The organism is Shewanella cutis (assembly GCF_022410515.1).
Taxonomy (GTDB): Bacteria; Pseudomonadota; Gammaproteobacteria; order Enterobacterales; family Shewanellaceae; genus Shewanella; species Shewanella cutis.
This window is the reverse complement of record NZ_JACSDI010000012.1, coordinates 46,994-61,407: the sequence shown is the minus strand read 5'-3', so window position 1 is coordinate 61,407 and position 14,414 is coordinate 46,994. Positions and strand designations below refer to the sequence as shown.

The 14,414-nt window shown below is 43.6% G+C and carries 19 protein-coding genes; 12 read left to right on the top strand and 7 right to left on the bottom strand.

The genetic code is table 11. The annotated features are described in order from the left end of the window. Positions 1–88: 88 nt before the first annotated feature. Entirely contained in the window at positions 89–1,102 is a 1,014-nt protein-coding gene (gene ltaE, locus H9J30_RS15225) for a low-specificity L-threonine aldolase (protein ID WP_240131757.1), read from the bottom strand. 300 nt (positions 1,103–1,402) lie between these two features. Here ltaE and H9J30_RS15220 point away from each other — a divergent pair, with 300 nt between their 5' ends. From H9J30_RS15220 to tpx, 3 genes are all read left to right on the top strand, one after another. Next, on the top strand, positions 1,403–1,978 hold the full coding sequence (locus H9J30_RS15220; RefSeq protein WP_240131756.1) for an OmpA family protein: 576 nt from the start codon (positions 1,403–1,405) through the stop codon (positions 1,976–1,978). A 31-nt stretch (positions 1,979–2,009) separates the two neighbouring features. Then, positions 2,010–2,837 carry a mechanosensitive ion channel family protein gene (locus H9J30_RS15215; protein WP_240131755.1) on the top strand — a complete coding sequence of 276 codons (828 nt, stop codon included), beginning with the start codon at positions 2,010–2,012 and terminating at the stop codon, positions 2,835–2,837. 112 nt (positions 2,838–2,949) lie between these two features. Next, complete coding sequence (tpx, locus tag H9J30_RS15210; protein WP_240131754.1) at positions 2,950–3,543, top strand: thiol peroxidase; 594 nt, start codon at positions 2,950–2,952, stop codon at positions 3,541–3,543. A 36-nt stretch (positions 3,544–3,579) separates the two neighbouring features. Here tpx and H9J30_RS15205 read toward each other — a convergent pair whose 3' ends face one another. Next, the gene (locus tag H9J30_RS15205; RefSeq protein WP_240131753.1) at positions 3,580–4,221 is read right to left on the bottom strand and encodes a trimeric intracellular cation channel family protein; all 642 of its coding nucleotides are present in this window, start codon (positions 4,219–4,221) and stop codon (positions 3,580–3,582) included. 353 nt (positions 4,222–4,574) lie between these two features. Next, positions 4,575–5,135: a DUF4136 domain-containing protein gene (locus H9J30_RS15200; protein ID WP_011073213.1), complete on the bottom strand. Its 561-nt coding sequence runs from the start codon at positions 5,133–5,135 to the stop codon at positions 4,575–4,577. A gap of 180 nt (positions 5,136–5,315) precedes the next feature. On the opposite strand from H9J30_RS15200, the gene H9J30_RS15195 reads away from it, so the two are divergent. The 4 genes from H9J30_RS15195 (at position 5,316) to ruvX (ending at position 7,197) form a co-directional block, all read left to right on the top strand. Next, positions 5,316–5,630 carry a hypothetical protein gene (locus H9J30_RS15195; protein ID WP_240131752.1) on the top strand — a complete coding sequence of 105 codons (315 nt, stop codon included), beginning with the start codon at positions 5,316–5,318 and terminating at the stop codon, positions 5,628–5,630. A gap of 152 nt (positions 5,631–5,782) precedes the next feature. Further along, on the top strand, positions 5,783–6,112 hold the full coding sequence (yciH, locus tag H9J30_RS15190) for a stress response translation initiation inhibitor YciH (protein ID WP_240131751.1): 330 nt from the start codon (positions 5,783–5,785) through the stop codon (positions 6,110–6,112). Positions 6,113–6,181: 69 nt separating this feature from the next. Beyond that, complete coding sequence (locus tag H9J30_RS15185) at positions 6,182–6,745, top strand: YqgE/AlgH family protein (protein WP_240131750.1); 564 nt, start codon at positions 6,182–6,184, stop codon at positions 6,743–6,745. A 26-nt stretch (positions 6,746–6,771) separates the two neighbouring features. Continuing rightward, positions 6,772–7,197 (top strand): Holliday junction resolvase RuvX, encoded by a 426-nt coding sequence (ruvX, locus tag H9J30_RS15180; RefSeq protein ID WP_240131749.1) that lies wholly within the window; start codon positions 6,772–6,774, stop codon positions 7,195–7,197. 59 nt (positions 7,198–7,256) lie between these two features. Here ruvX and hemH read toward each other — a convergent pair whose 3' ends face one another. The 4 genes from hemH to H9J30_RS15160 all read right to left on the bottom strand — a co-directional run bounded on the left by hemH (position 7,257) and on the right by H9J30_RS15160 (position 11,175). Continuing rightward, positions 7,257–8,240: a ferrochelatase gene (gene hemH, locus H9J30_RS15175; protein ID WP_240131748.1), complete on the bottom strand. Its 984-nt coding sequence runs from the start codon at positions 8,238–8,240 to the stop codon at positions 7,257–7,259. 70 nt (positions 8,241–8,310) lie between these two features. Next, on the bottom strand, positions 8,311–8,841 hold the full coding sequence (locus H9J30_RS15170; RefSeq protein ID WP_345796065.1) for a glutathione peroxidase: 531 nt from the start codon (positions 8,839–8,841) through the stop codon (positions 8,311–8,313). Between the two features lie 174 nt (positions 8,842–9,015). After that, positions 9,016–10,128, bottom strand: a complete 1,113-nt coding sequence (locus H9J30_RS15165) for a PilT/PilU family type 4a pilus ATPase (protein ID WP_240131746.1) — start codon at positions 10,126–10,128, stop codon at positions 9,016–9,018. Between the two features lie 9 nt (positions 10,129–10,137). Continuing rightward, on the bottom strand, positions 10,138–11,175 hold the full coding sequence (locus tag H9J30_RS15160) for a type IV pilus twitching motility protein PilT (protein WP_011073221.1): 1,038 nt from the start codon (positions 11,173–11,175) through the stop codon (positions 10,138–10,140). Positions 11,176–11,210: 35 nt separating this feature from the next. Here H9J30_RS15160 and H9J30_RS15155 point away from each other — a divergent pair, with 35 nt between their 5' ends. The 5 genes from H9J30_RS15155 to H9J30_RS15135 all read left to right on the top strand — a co-directional run bounded on the left by H9J30_RS15155 (position 11,211) and on the right by H9J30_RS15135 (position 14,382). Further along, the gene (locus H9J30_RS15155) at positions 11,211–11,906 is read left to right on the top strand and encodes a YggS family pyridoxal phosphate-dependent enzyme (RefSeq protein ID WP_240131745.1); all 696 of its coding nucleotides are present in this window, start codon (positions 11,211–11,213) and stop codon (positions 11,904–11,906) included. A 240-nt stretch (positions 11,907–12,146) separates the two neighbouring features. Further along, positions 12,147–12,965 carry a pyrroline-5-carboxylate reductase gene (gene proC, locus H9J30_RS15150; RefSeq protein ID WP_240131744.1) on the top strand — a complete coding sequence of 273 codons (819 nt, stop codon included), beginning with the start codon at positions 12,147–12,149 and terminating at the stop codon, positions 12,963–12,965. 76 nt (positions 12,966–13,041) lie between these two features. After that, the gene (locus H9J30_RS15145) at positions 13,042–13,590 is read left to right on the top strand and encodes a YggT family protein (protein ID WP_240131743.1); all 549 of its coding nucleotides are present in this window, start codon (positions 13,042–13,044) and stop codon (positions 13,588–13,590) included. Next, positions 13,590–13,880 carry a DUF167 family protein YggU gene (gene yggU, locus H9J30_RS15140; RefSeq protein ID WP_011073225.1) on the top strand — a complete coding sequence of 97 codons (291 nt, stop codon included), beginning with the start codon at positions 13,590–13,592 and terminating at the stop codon, positions 13,878–13,880. Before H9J30_RS15145 ends, yggU begins: the two co-directional genes overlap by 1 nt. A 67-nt stretch (positions 13,881–13,947) precedes the next feature. After that, positions 13,948–14,382, top strand: a complete 435-nt coding sequence (locus tag H9J30_RS15135; protein ID WP_240131742.1) for a DUF4426 domain-containing protein — start codon at positions 13,948–13,950, stop codon at positions 14,380–14,382. Positions 14,383–14,414 lie beyond the last annotated feature (32 nt).

Below are 14,414 nucleotides of genomic sequence, written 5' to 3'. Positions count from 1 at the left end.
TTCAACTTTTGATTTTTAAATCCGCAATATAGTGAACGAAAAACATAAAAAAACCCAAGTCATCACTTAGGCTTAAACTTAAAGTAGATTACGCCTGTAGATGTAATTTAAATACCTGCAATACCTTATCAATATCCTGACGCGAGACATCTTTATGGGTAACAAAACGTAAGGTACGTCCAGGACTAATCAGAATGCCCTCGCCACGACAGCGTTTCACTAAGGCCTGTTCATCGACATGGGATGCCAATGTCGCAAACACCATATTGGTTTGAACCGAGGCTAAGTCAATGTCAAACCCATCCAACTGGTTTAACTGTTGAGCCAGATAAGCCGCATTTTCATGATCTTCTGCAAGTCTTTCAACTTGTTCAGTTAAGGCTAACTTGCCAGCCGCCGCTAAAATACCCGCTTGACGCATACCGCCACCAAGCATTTTTCGCCAACGTGTCGCTTTTTTAATCAGGCGTTCATCCCCTAAGAGTAACGACCCTACTGGCGCACATAATCCTTTTGATAAACAAATGGAAACAGAATCAAAATGCGCAGCTATATCAGCAATAGCAATACCTTGTGCTACCGCAGCATTGGCCACCCTTGCACCATCTAAATGAATTTTTAAACCACGTTGAAAAGCCAACGCCTGCGCATTGGCAAGATAAGCCTGCGGCAACACTTTCCCCCCGATAGTATTTTCTAAACTCAGTAAGCGTGTGCGGGCAAAATGAATATCATCGGGCTTGATGGCTGCTTCAACGTCAGTAAGAGCAATAGTCCCATCTAATTGATTTGTTAGCGGTTGAGGTTGAATACTACCTAACACCGCCGCACCACCACCTTCAAATTTATAGTTATGTGCTTGCTGACCGCATAGATATTCATCCCCGCGCTCACAATGCGACATTAATGCAAGTAGATTGGCTTGGGTACCAGATGCAGTAAAAAGTGCACTTTCAAAACCGAACATCTCAGCGGCCATGTCCTGCAAACTGTTTACTGTTGGATCATCACCATAAACATCATCGCCCACATCTGCCCTAGACATGGCTAAACGCATCGCCTCAGTTGGCTGGGTCACGGTATCACTGCGTAAATCGATCATCTTGTCCTCAACTTCTTCTGTCTAATCCCCTACGCGAACATCAATCGCGCCTAGCGACTCTAGCCTTAACCGAAAAAATTGTATAGCTTGCTGATATCGCTGCCGATAAAACATACAGCCTAATGCACAATTTAATCTGATATAATTGATTTATATCGAATAAATGGCAAAACTTGGCGTTAGAACGTTTAAAAGCTACAATAGCCAACTAGGATGCTCATGCTAAAGCAATGCCAATCTCCTAGTGATTTTGACTGCTAGATATTAAACATAAGGTGATTTGTGGTAAAAATATCCGTAATGCAATGGATTAAACTAGCCTCTTTAGCATTGAGTTTAACCCTAATGCTGCCTGCTTATGCGTGGCAGGATACAGATCAAGATGGCGTGCCCGATATTAAAGATGCCTGCCCCAACACAACCGCTAACACTACAGTGATGGCAAATGGTTGTGTTTATGAAGTTGAGGCCACAGCCACTAATATTCAATGTAATCTCAATGACCCCAGCACCTATTCTGCCTCTGATTGTCATCATATTGAGACAGCCATTGTATATTTTGAGTTTGCCATAGCCGAAGTGGATTTATCGCAGTGGAAAGCATTAGCCTTAGTAAAGGCGTTTTTAGAAGCGAATACTGAGATTAAATTAACCTTAGTGGGACATACAGATATCGTCGGCACACCAGAGTTTAATTATCAGTTATCACTTCAACGGGCACAAAATGTGAAACGAATTTTGGTTGAAGACTATGGATTCAACCCAAATCGCTTTACCGTTGTCGGTAAAGGTATATCTGAGCCTGTCGCGGATAATCGTTCCAGCGAAGGTCGCGGATTAAATCGACGAGTACAATTTATCGTCAATAATATTTAGTTTTGTTAGCGTATTTTTAGGGAGTAATTTAATGGAAAACCTTGAAGGCTTATTAAAGCAGGCTCCGGATCTTATCATGACCTATGGTGTAAAGATCTTATTTGCCCTTGTTATTTTCTTTGTCGGTAAATATTTTTCCGGCGTGGCGCAAAAGGTAGTGCGAAAGCTACTCAACAGCCGCAAAGTTGATCCTACAGTGGTCTCTTTTGTGGCTAACTTATCGTGGGCAGTTGTGTTTGTCTTCACCATTATCGCCACCTTAGGCCAAATTGGTGTGCAAACCGCATCTTTGGTTGCTGTAATTGGTGCTGCTGGTTTGGCGGTAGGTTTAGCACTGCAAGGCTCATTGTCTAACTTTGCCTCAGGCGTATTAATGGTGTTATTCCGCCCATGCCGCGTAGGTGATTATATTGAAGCAGCAGGTATTGCCGGTACTGTTGACGAAATCACTATTTTCTCAACTAAATTACGTACACCAGATAACAAAGTTATCGTTGCACCCAACTCTTCAATCATGAATGGCACAATCACCAACTACTCTGCATCTGAAAATCGTCGCATCGATTTAGTGATTGGCGTGTCTTATTCAGCGGATATTGCGCAAACCAAAAAAGTATTGACTGAGATTTTAGATAACAACCAATACGTACTGAAAGACCCTAACTATACAGTAGGTCTTTCTGAATTGGCGAGTTCTTCAATTAACTTTGTGGTTCGTCCTTGGGTTAAAACAGCCGATTATTGGACAGCCCGTTTCGAAATTTTAGAGCAAATCAAAAATGCGCTTGATGCAGCCAATATTGAAATTCCGTTCCCACAAATGGATATTCATGTGAAGCAACTGCCCGACAGCAAATAATCAACAATAATATTAGAAAGCCGGTGAAATACCGGCTTTTTTTATGGTGATAAAGTAGATTATGGCGTACCTTAACCCAATAGGTACAACATACCTGAGTAAGGGAGAAAATATGCCAAAGTATGTTTCGTTTCTGGCCGCTGGCTGTGCTTTTAGTTTAATGCTTCTCAGTCCAATGGCGATTGCCAACAATAAATCCCAAGTCATGATGGGTGAAAAGACTGTCACCCTAGAAGGTAAATTACCTAAACTTGAGCAAATGGCCCCCAGATTTAAAGTCGTTGATGACAAGTTCAACCCTATCAACTTAACCGACTTTAAAGGAAAGACCATTCTTATCAGTGCAGTACCTAGCTTAGATACAGGTGTCTGTGCGCTACAAACTAAACGTTTTAATAGCGAGGTGGGCCACTTTTCCGATAATGTAATCATGTTGACCATCAGCACGGATTTACCATTCGCGCAAAAACGTTTCTGCAAAGTTGAGAATGTAGAAAATATTAAGGTGTTATCCGATTCTGTTTGGCGCGACTTTGGCGAAAAGTATGGTCTATTAATTGAGGATTACGGCTTGCTTGCTCGGGCAATCTTCATCATCGATGCAGAAGGTAAGCTGAAGTATCAAGAACTCGTACCTAACATTACCGAACACCCAAACTATGACGCGGCGCTGGAAGCGTTAAAAACCATTCAAGTACAGCAATAAGCATAAAAATGGGGCATTTAATGCCCCATTTCTTTATCAGTGTGTATGCTGATCACCACTGGACTGGTAATCAAAGGTAGGCATCGACCAATGATAACGCAATGCCAGCATTCGCAAACTAAATCCAAGACTTAAGCAAATTAGTAGATTAATCCACTCAGCCAATTGATAGGCATTTAGCGTGATGTACAATCCCGCTGTAAAGAGCGAAATCACCGCATAGAGTTCTTTCTTAAAAATTAAAGGCACTTGGTTACAAAGAATATCGCGGATCACCCCACCAAAAACACCAGTGACCAATCCCATGACCACCGCAATCGTAGGGCTAAAACCGAGCATTAGAGTCTTTTGCGCGCCAACAATCGAGAATACCGCTAACCCGAGGGCATCGATTGCCAAAAACAACTTAGACAGATAACGCATAACTGGCGCAATCGCGACCGTCAACAAAGATGCGAATGCAATCGCAATCAGATAATGAACATTTTCGACCCAAACCAAAGGGTAATTTCCGAGTAGCATGTCTCTTAAGGTACCACCACCAATCGCCGTAGCGCAGCCAATAATTACCACACCGAATAAATCCATCTGCTTACGGCCAGCAGCTAAGGCCCCTGTCATTGCTTCGGCCAGAATGCCAATCAGCCATAATAATCCGATAAATTGTGCTTCTTGCATTTAAACTACTTATTACACATGCATAAAGAACGGATTTTGCCTGACAATCCCCATAGGGAATAATGAAATTATTTAAATTTTGCCATTAGAATATATAATCAATCAAAAAAGACCGTGCATTTATCCACTCGACTAACCACTAAAAGCAAGGCACTCTTTCCTTAAGTAACAACAAATTAACCAAAATATGATTTTTAATTTGATTTAACTAACCCTATTTTTTGATAAGTTTTAATAAAACAAAATCAATTAAAGTTGAAATAATTGCGAATATGTCATTCCTAAGTCACCTAAGCCTAAATTTTGGCCACAAAAAAAACGGCCTAACGGCCGTTTTTTGTACTGCATGTAAATTATTTGTTTTCAGGCTTAGGTGGATAGTTCGCCATCACACTGCCTACAGCTTCGTTGATCAACTGCACTCTTTCAGAAGGGGTATTTTTATCACGAATGGTGTCAGCAACCGAACCTCGCCATATCAATTTAGCAGTTTTATTATCAACTAAATCAACAATCAGCGTACCAACTTCGTATTCTCTCACCGTTGTTTGGGTTTGCATATTGCCACCCCATCCCCAACCAGGGCCATAGTAAGGGTTATAACCAAAATTGGTATTGAAGGTGTCTACGTTAATCTTCTTATCGATTTTAGTTAGGTAGTTCACTAGGACATCTGCGTCCTTTGCATCTACTAATGTCATGCCTTTGGCTGAAAGCTGCGAATTGATCGCATCACGTACCCGCTGATCCATCAAACCATCTAAATGGTAACCAGAAGAATCGGTCTTTTGCGCTACCCAAGCATAGGTTTTGTACTGAGTAAAATTAGCACTTGGATCGTAGTCCCAACCAGACTTTAAAGAGCTACATGCACTTAAGGCCAGTACGGCTAAACCTATAATTAAATTTTTCATGATAATTTCCTTGGATGTTCGTACGGAACACAAATAAGCCAACACATAAATTTAGCTTACAGAGCAATGACTAGTTCTACAACTCAATATTATGAAAAAGCAGTATGTTATTCAGCTTGACTTCAGCAACCACTTTAAATGATAATGATTATCAGTTAAAGCGATTAAGGGGGAAATACCATGCTCTGGTTCATTAGCACATTGATTGTGGCATCGGCAATCTTCTGGCTAGCGCCACAAAAGGCTCAAGCGGATACCAATAACAGTAAACTCGCACCTCATTTACCCATAATGCTATTGTTTTTACCTTTGGTAGTAATGAGTTGGCTGGTATTTGAGGCAGTATCAAACGGTGCAGACTATACAACGGTTGCCGCATTTTGCTTTGTTACCACTGCTTGTTTAATTGCAATCCCGAAATTACATCGTTTTATAATGCCCTGCGCTCTACTGACCGCATTGGCATTAATCGCTATGGTTATACAGCGTCTCTAAATCCACGTTTTAAAACATGCTACTTCCCTGCAAAGAGCTAGCATTTTACCTTTGGCCACTTTCAGTCTCTGTCAGTGGCCTTTTTTTTACCTCCCAGAAGCACAATGAATTTGGTAGACTTAAGCAGTTTTAATTCAGTGAAAAGATGACTTATGAGAGTAGATCCCAACGTTTCCCTAGTGTACAGCACAGATAAAGGCCGTATTGCAGCTGAGCCTGAGGCAAAAGCGATCCCCACATCTGATGGCATCGTACGTATCCATAGAGATAGCAAAGGTCGTAAAGGCAAAGGCGTATCTGTGATTTCAGGCCTTGGGCTTGACGATGCTGGCTTAAAAGCACTAGCACAAACCCTTAAAAAACAATGTGGTTGTGGTGGGACCGTTAAAGATTTCACGATCGAAGTGCAAACCGATAACCGTGAACTACTCAAACAATTGCTTGAAAAACAAAATTATAAAGTCAAATTAGCCGGCGGTTGATTAGTCACCCACTAAGTCACGGGATTTAATGTTATTCGATCAATGCCTATCGGCTGAACGGAGTATTTAATGGAGAGTTTGCAGAACCATTTTTTAATTGCAATGCCGTCACTCGATGACACTTTTTTTGAGCGAACCGTCATTTACCTATGTGAACACGATGAAAAAGGCGCAATGGGGTTAGTGATTAATAAACCTCTGGGTATTGAAGTTAACTCATTACTGGAGCAGATGGATCTACCAACAGAGCAAGTCTCTGCAGATTTGGCAATGGGATCGCAAGTCTTAATGGGCGGTCCAGTTTCCCAAGACAGAGGTTTTGTCCTGCATACATCCCAACCCTATTGGGCTAACAGTACAGAATTAGGTTCAGGATTAATGCTTACTACTTCTCGCGATGTATTAACAGCCATCGGCAGTAAGCGTTCGCCGGATAAGTTTCTTGTGGCATTGGGCTATGCTGGCTGGGGTAAAAATCAGTTAGAGCAAGAACTTGCCGATAATTCTTGGCTCACTATCCCAGCCAATCATGCCCTACTCTTCGATATAAACCACGAAGATAGATGGCAACAAGCTAGCCGTTCATTGGGCTTTGAGGCTTGGCAACTCTCAACGCAGGCGGGCCATGCTTAACCTCACTTTATACGAGTTAATATCAGATGAACGCTAAAACCGTATTAGGTTTTGATTTTGGGACAAAAAGCATAGGTGTTGCCGTAGGGCAACAAATCACCGCCAGTGCAACACCACTGTTATCTCTCAAAGCCGTTGATGGCATTCCAAATTGGGATGAAATCGCAAAACTCATCCAAGAGTGGAAACCCGATTTAGTGGTCGTCGGTTTACCGCTCAACATGGATGGTACAGAGCAAGAAATGACCCACAGGGCGAGAAAATTTGCCAACCGACTTAACGCAAAGTTTGGCGTTAAAATTTTCACCCAAGATGAAAGACTAACCACCACAGACGCAAAAGCCAGACTCTTTGAATTAGGTGGTTATAAAGCGCTGACAAAAGGTCAAGTCGATGCGGTTTCTGCGGTACTGATTATCGAAAGTTATTTTGAAAATCATTTTGGCGATTGATTGATACTAAAAAACAAAAGGATAGCCGTTGCTATCCTTTTGTTTAATATGACTCAAGCTTACAGATACGGCTTCACCAAGTTCGCCATCATGGCGATGTGGTCATCATTATCATTGAGCGCAGGAATATAACGGAACTTCTCTCCCCCCGCATGAGTAAAAATATGACCATTTTCGCCGACAATCTCTTCTAACGTCTCTAAGCAATCAGCGCTAAATGCTGGGCACACAATCGCTACATCACGCACACCTTGACTCGGTAGAGCCGCCATCGTCGCATCAGTATAGGGTTGCAACCACTTGGCCTTACCAAAGCGAGATTGGAATGTGATCGCAAATTCATCTTTGCTCAAACCCAATTGCTCAGCCACAAGACGAGTGGTCTTCATGCAAAAACAATAATAGGGGTCACCCAGATGAAGATTACGCTCAGGCATTCCATGGTAAGACAGCACTAACTTTTGTGGCTTGCCATGTTTGTCAAAATCGGTACGAATCGAATTGACTAATGCAGCAATAAAATCAGGGTTATCGTGATAAGTATTAATAAAATGCAGCGATGGCAGGTAGCGCCATTGGGATAACTCTTTTGCGATAGCATCAAAAGCCGAGCCTGTTGTTGGCGCCGCATATTGCGGATAAAGCGGTAAAACCACGAGCTTATCAATCCCTTGTTTGTGCATTTCCTGTAAAGTGCTCGCAACAGAAGGATTGCCATAGCGCATGGCTAAGTGAACAGACACTTCATGACCATCAGCTGTTAATTTATCGGCTAACTTGGCAGTTTGACGCAAGCTGATATCCATCAGTGGCGAACCCGCCTTAGTCCAGACCTTTTGATAAAGTGCTGCAGACTTTGCAGGGCGTATCCTAAGTACTATGCCATGCAAAATCAGCATCCAGAGGAGTTTTGGGATTTCCACCACCCGTGGATCAGATAAAAACTCGGCAAGATAACGCCTAACGGCTGATGCTGTTGGCGCATCAGGAGTGCCAAGGTTTAATAACAGCACTCCAACTTTGCCACGCGCAGCGTGACCCATTTCTTTTGATAATCCTGAAAACCTAGCCAAAGTAGCCTCTTAAAAATAAGTAAATGAAAAATTTTAGGCGTTAAAGTACTGATTCGATGGCCTGCTTAAGCTCAGCGCTATCGGGTTTAACCTTAGAATTAAATTGCAGTACTGTGTTGCCATCACCACTGACGACATATTTGTAGAAATTCCACTTAGGTGCTCCGGCTTTGTCACCTAAATACTTGAATACACTATTAACATCACTGCCCCTCACCGGAGACGTCGCGAGCATAGTGAAGGTGACACCATAGTTGATATAACATACTTTAGCGGTGTCTTTTTCATCATTCTCCTCTTGGAAAAAATCATCAGAAGGAAAACCAATCACCACCAAGCCTTTGTCTTTATATTCTTTATGGAGTGCTTCAAGCGCTTTAAATTGCGGTGTATAACCACAATTACTCGCTGTATTGACCAGCAGTACAGGCTTACCCTGAGTGAGTTCACATAGGTTAACGCTCTGTTCGGAGTGCAATTTACGCACTTCAACATCAAGATAGCTTGGGCATGTTGCCGCAAAAGTACTGGTGCTCATTAAACTGGTTAAGATAAACAGTGGGAGTTTCATCATAATATCCTTCTCAAAAAGCTACCCATATAGGCAAACATATTCTTATTACGTAACGTCCTACAAATGGGATCATATGGAATAAAAAAATAAAAGCTACAAGGAGTTATCGATTGCTTTAACTGATAAAAAAAACAGCTCAAAAGAGCTGTTTTTAAGCCATTACCAAATGGATTAATCCATATCCAAAGTCACGCCTTCCATAAAGCTCGAACTGGCGGGTTCTTTATTTTGCAATTTAATCATTAATCGCAAATCGTTAGGAGAATCAGCATGGTGCAAAGCATCGGCATAACTGATTTCACCATCGATATAGAGTTGCAGCAAGGCTTGGTCGAAGGTCTGCATACCTTGCTCGTTGGATTTTGCCATGGTTTCTTTGAGTAAATGCAGCTCATTTTTAGCAATCAAGCTTGCCACCCGTGGCGTATTGATCAATACCTCAATGGCAGCTCGCCGTCCTGTGCCATCGACCTTAGGTACGAGTTGCTGCGCCACAATACCACGAAGGTTGAGTGACAAATCGAACAATAGCTGCTGGTGTTTACTCTCTGGCACTAAATGCATAATCCGATCTAAGGCTTGGTTGGCATTGTTGGCGTGCAGTGTTGCCATACACAGATGGCCTGTTTCAGCGAAGGAGAGCGCAAATTCCATGGTTTCTTGGGTGCGAATTTCACCAATAAGAATCACATCGGGCGCCTGACGCAGAGAGCTCTTTAGCGCTGCGTCAAATGACTCTGTATCAATCCCCACCTCACGTTGGGTGATGATACTTTTACGATGGTCGTGAACAAACTCCACCGGATCTTCAATGGTCAGAATATGCCCTCGGGCATGGGAATTACGATAACCCACTAACGCCGCCAAGGAGGTCGACTTACCGGTCCCCGTTCCCCCCACCATGATGATAAGTCCACGCTTACTCATCACCAGATCTTTTAATATGGGCGGCAGTTTTAAGTCATCGACTTCAGGGATTTTAGTCTCAATCCGCCGCATTACACAGCCAGGAGATTCACGCTGCCAAAATGCGCTGACACGAAAACGCCCTAACTCCTTAACGGCAAATGCAAAGTTACATTCACGGGTAGTGTGAAATTCCTTTTTCTGTGCCTCAGACATCACGGATTCGACAAAATCTAACGATTGTGCAGGCGTAAATACACTCTCAGCAAGTGGACGTAACTCACCATCGATTTTGGCGCTCGGCGGAAAACCTGCGGTAATAAACAAGTCCGAGGCTTTACGCTCCACCATGACTTTTAAAAACGGACGGACATCCATGATAAATCCTTAAAACGTCGCTTGTTTGTTTGAACTCTTCGCCATGGCATCTTCTCGGGTAATGAGGCCACGGTTAACTAAGTTTTGCAGACACTGTTCAAGCGTTTGCATACCATGGGCCATCCCCGTTTGGATAGCAGAGTACATTTGCGCCACTTTATCTTCACGGATAAGGTTACGGATAGCGGGCGTACCCATCATAATTTCGTGGGCAGCAACACGACCACCGCCGATTTTCTTAATCAGAGTTTGCGAGATAACAGCCTGTAATGATTCCGATAACATAGTACGTACCATGTCTTTTTCGCCAGCGGGGAAGACGTCAACCACACGGTCGATAGTCTTAGCTGCCGAGGTGGTATGCAAGGTACCGAATACTAAGTGACCCGTTTCGGCCGCGGTCATCGCTAGGCGAATGGTTTCAAGGTCACGCATCTCACCCACGAGAATAACGTCAGGGTCTTCACGCAGTGCGCTACGCAGTGCCGCGTTAAAGCTGTGGGTATGGCGATGTACTTCCCGTTGGTTAATCAAACATTGCTTATTTTGATGAACGAATTCAATTGGATCTTCAATGGTTAGGATATGATCATGACGGTTTTCATTGATGTAATCCACCATGGCCGCAAGTGTGGTACTCTTACCCGAACCTGTAGGCCCAGTGACTAACACTAAGCCACGGGGAAAACTGGAAATTTTTTTAAAAATTTCAGGGGCGCCTAGCTGCTCGAGTGACAAAATATCACTTGGAATGGTACGAAATACCGCCGCCGCACCTCGAGATTGGTTAAAGGCGTTCACACGGAAACGCGCTAAGTTAGGGACTTCAAAGGAAAAGTCGATTTCTAAATGTTCTTCAAAGTCCTTGCGTTGTTTATCATTCATAATGTCGTACACAAGGCTGTGTACACCCTGATGATCAAGCGCGGGCAGATTGATTTTTCTCACTTCACCGTCGACACGGATCATGGGAGATATCCCTGCAGAGAGGTGTAGATCCGAGGCTTTGTGTTTTACACTAAAGGCTAATAACTCAGTGATTTCCATAGTTTGGGATATCCTTGCAACCAGATAATTACATCATGACAACAATAGCAGACAGACTCGCAGTAGCCCAGAGCAGGATCGCGCAAGCGGCGCAAAAATACGCACGCCTACCTCACAGTATTCGTTTACTTGCCGTCAGTAAGACTAAACCGATAGCAGATATTATAGCAGCCTATGATGCGGGTCAGCGTTGCTTTGGTGAGAACTATGTCCAAGAGGGGGTAACTAAAATTGAATCACTCAAAACCACTCACCCCGATATTGAATGGCATTTTATTGGACCACTGCAATCAAATAAAACCACTTTAGTCGCCCAGCATTTCGATTGGATGCACACCCTCTCGCGGGAGAAAATTGCCCAGCGACTCAATGAACAGCGTCCCGCTAACCTTGCGCCACTTAACGTGTGTATTCAAATCAACATCAGTGATGAAGACACAAAATCTGGTATCGATGCCCAGCAGATGTTGCCAATGGCAAATAGCATCAGCCAACTGCCACAGTTAAGGCTCAGAGGTTTAATGGCGATCCCAAGCGCGACCGATGATATTGAGCAACAAACTCGCGAGCTTAGCGAGCTGAAACACTTATTCGATACACTAAAACAGCATTATCCCGATGTAGATACCCTCTCAATGGGCATGAGCAATGATCTGGATATCGCCATCGCCTGCGGCTCAACCATGGTACGAATTGGCAGCGCTATCTTTGGTGAGCGGGATTATTCCTGAAAAGCAACGACGATTTGAATCAATACGTACAGAGCCTGCTGCCATAAAAGACTGCATTAACAATTGTCGTGACAGCGGATTGAAACCAAGGTGTAGCGACTGACTGGCTATTTGGTCTTGTTTTTACTCGCTAAAGCCCAAATACTGTAACGAGACATTAAATAGAAATTTTTATCCGGTCTAATTTTGTCATTGCTGAAGCTTAGGATTCAGCCCTAGGCCAGACATTATGGGGAATACATGAGTCAACAAAAAATCTGCTTTATCGGTGCGGGCAATATGACCCGCAGCATCATTAGCGGCTTAATTCGTAGCGGTTATCCTGCATCACAGGTTCAGGCGACCAACCCAAGCCAAGGTAAACTCGATGCCCTCGCCACCGATTTTGGTGTACGTGTATCCCAAGACAATGTGAGCGCCGCACAGGATGCTGATGTGATCGTATTGTCTGTTAAACCTCAGTTGATGGAGCAAGTGTGTCAAGCGCTGCAAGGCATTGATATGTCAAATAAGCTTGTGATAACCATTGCAGCGGGCATCAAAGCAAGCCGCTACAGCGAATATCTGGCTCAACCCATTACACTTATCCGCACTATGCCAAACACCCCAATGCAAATCGGCGTCGGCATGACGGGACTCTACGCACCGAACCCCTTATCGGATGCACAAAAAGCCATTACTGAACGATTGATGTCCAGCGGCGGTGAAATAGTGTGGGTAAATGAAGAATCTGAAATTAATCAAGTGATTGCCCTTGCTGGTAGTTCGCCTGCTTATTTTTTCCTACTGATGGAATCGATGATTGATGCGGGTAAACAAATGGGCATGGATGAAGCCAAAGCCAGAAGCTTAGTGCAGCAAGCCGCCCTTGGTGCTGCTATGATGGCTAAACAAAATCCTGAGCTCACCCTGGGTAACTTACGGGAAAATGTTACCTCTAAGGGCGGCACCACGGCGCAAGCTATCGCCACGTTCGAAGCGGCAGATCTCCGCGGCGTCGTTAAAAAAGCCATGGAAAACTGCATTAACCGTGCAGAAGAAATGGCAAAAACGTTTTAAGTAACCCAATTTCCCGACGGCTCAAACAAATATAACACGGACAATTTTAATCGGACTCATATAGGCAGAAATCTCGATGAATGCATTAACTTTCTTGATCAGCACACTCTTCGATTTGTATTTGATGGTAGTGATATTACGGCTCTGGCTGCCGTTAGCCCGCGCTGATTTTTATAACCCTTTCAGTCAATTTATTGTTAAAGCAACTCACCCACTCATCGCTCCCATGCGTCGAGTGATACCATCAATCGGAAGATTCGATACCGCCTCTTTTGTCCTCGCATTATTAGTGGTAATGGCCAAAGTCTTACTCTTAAGCCTCATCGCCGGTGGCGGTATCGACATTCTACTGTTCTTTGTTTTTGCCTTAGTCAGTGTCATCAAACAAGCAGGCATTTTGCTGTTTTGGATGCTGATCATCCGTGCAATTTTGAGCTGGTTTAACCAAGGCTATAACCCTATAGTGATGATCATGGGACAATTAACCGAGCCACTTTTAGCGCCTGTGCGCCGTATTATTCCGCCTATCGGCGGCTTAGATCTCTCGGTGATGTTAGTGATTATCGGCATGAATTTTATTAATATGCTGTTGGCGCAATACGTGCCGTTTTGGGCCGTGATTTAATGAGCGCAGTCATTATGCAGCAAGGCGACTTGCTGCTTAATTTGTATATTCAACCTAAGGCGAGTCGCGATCAGATAGTCGGGCTTCATGGTGATGAGTTAAAAGTCGCCATTACCGCTCCGCCGATTGATGGCAAGGCCAATGCCCATTTGAGCAAATATTTAGCCAAGGCATTTAAAGTGCCTAAAAGCGATGTGCATATCCTTAAGGGCGAATTAGGACGCCATAAACAGGTACGCATTAATGCGCCTAAGAGTGTTCCTGCAGAAATATCAGCGCTACTCGAATAACAATGAGTAAGAACTCTGACTACAGTGACTCATACTCAAGTCATCCCCCATACGGAGGTACCAAATCATGTTACGTAATCTCCTCATTATGCTCGCATTAACCGCTAGCCTATGTGGCGCAGCAAACGCCGAGCAAAAAGAAACTGTTGGTAATTTTGATATTCATTACATGGCGCTGGGTAGCACCTTTTTAACCCCAAGCATAGCCAAATCCTACGGTATTGAACGTAGTAGTTACACAGGCATCATCAACATCGCCGTATTAGATACAAGTGAAGCAGGCTCCCCGGCGGTTCCCGTAGAAATCACCGGCGTGGCCAATAATCTACTCGATGCTCGTATCGATTTGAAATTTAGAGAAATCCGTGAAGGTCAGGCTATTTATTACATCGCCGAAGTACCTTACCGTGACGATCAAGAAATCAATTTTAATATCGCCATCAAACACGGAAATGAACTCAACACTAATCTACAGTTTAAACAAAAGTTCTACGTCGAATAATCGACACCCGCCTTACTCGGACGATACACATG

Excerpts from the sequence above, each read along its gene's own strand:
- ltaE (WP_240131757.1), bottom strand. The coding sequence starts at position 1,102 with ATGATCGATTTACGCAGTGATACCGTGACCCAGCCAACTGAGGCGATG.
- H9J30_RS15220 (WP_240131756.1), top strand. The coding sequence starts at position 1,403 with ATGCAATGGATTAAACTAGCCTCTTTAGCATTGAGTTTAACCCTAATG.
- H9J30_RS15215 (WP_240131755.1), top strand. The coding sequence starts at position 2,010 with ATGGAAAACCTTGAAGGCTTATTAAAGCAGGCTCCGGATCTTATCATG.
- tpx (WP_240131754.1), top strand. The coding sequence starts at position 2,950 with ATGCCAAAGTATGTTTCGTTTCTGGCCGCTGGCTGTGCTTTTAGTTTA.
- H9J30_RS15205 (WP_240131753.1), bottom strand. The coding sequence starts at position 4,221 with ATGCAAGAAGCACAATTTATCGGATTATTATGGCTGATTGGCATTCTG.
- H9J30_RS15200 (WP_011073213.1), bottom strand. The coding sequence starts at position 5,135 with ATGAAAAATTTAATTATAGGTTTAGCCGTACTGGCCTTAAGTGCATGT.
- H9J30_RS15195 (WP_240131752.1), top strand. The coding sequence starts at position 5,316 with ATGCTCTGGTTCATTAGCACATTGATTGTGGCATCGGCAATCTTCTGG.
- yciH (WP_240131751.1), top strand. The coding sequence starts at position 5,783 with ATGAGAGTAGATCCCAACGTTTCCCTAGTGTACAGCACAGATAAAGGC.
- H9J30_RS15185 (WP_240131750.1), top strand. The coding sequence starts at position 6,182 with ATGGAGAGTTTGCAGAACCATTTTTTAATTGCAATGCCGTCACTCGAT.
- ruvX (WP_240131749.1), top strand. The coding sequence starts at position 6,772 with ATGAACGCTAAAACCGTATTAGGTTTTGATTTTGGGACAAAAAGCATA.
- hemH (WP_240131748.1), bottom strand. The coding sequence starts at position 8,240 with ATGGGTCACGCTGCGCGTGGCAAAGTTGGAGTGCTGTTATTAAACCTT.
- H9J30_RS15170 (WP_345796065.1), bottom strand. The coding sequence starts at position 8,841 with ATGAAACTCCCACTGTTTATCTTAACCAGTTTAATGAGCACCAGTACT.
- H9J30_RS15165 (WP_240131746.1), bottom strand. The coding sequence starts at position 10,128 with ATGGATGTCCGTCCGTTTTTAAAAGTCATGGTGGAGCGTAAAGCCTCG.
- H9J30_RS15160 (WP_011073221.1), bottom strand. The coding sequence starts at position 11,175 with ATGGAAATCACTGAGTTATTAGCCTTTAGTGTAAAACACAAAGCCTCG.
- H9J30_RS15155 (WP_240131745.1), top strand. The coding sequence starts at position 11,211 with ATGACAACAATAGCAGACAGACTCGCAGTAGCCCAGAGCAGGATCGCG.
- proC (WP_240131744.1), top strand. The coding sequence starts at position 12,147 with ATGAGTCAACAAAAAATCTGCTTTATCGGTGCGGGCAATATGACCCGC.
- H9J30_RS15145 (WP_240131743.1), top strand. The coding sequence starts at position 13,042 with ATGAATGCATTAACTTTCTTGATCAGCACACTCTTCGATTTGTATTTG.
- yggU (WP_011073225.1), top strand. The coding sequence starts at position 13,590 with ATGAGCGCAGTCATTATGCAGCAAGGCGACTTGCTGCTTAATTTGTAT.
- H9J30_RS15135 (WP_240131742.1), top strand. The coding sequence starts at position 13,948 with ATGTTACGTAATCTCCTCATTATGCTCGCATTAACCGCTAGCCTATGT.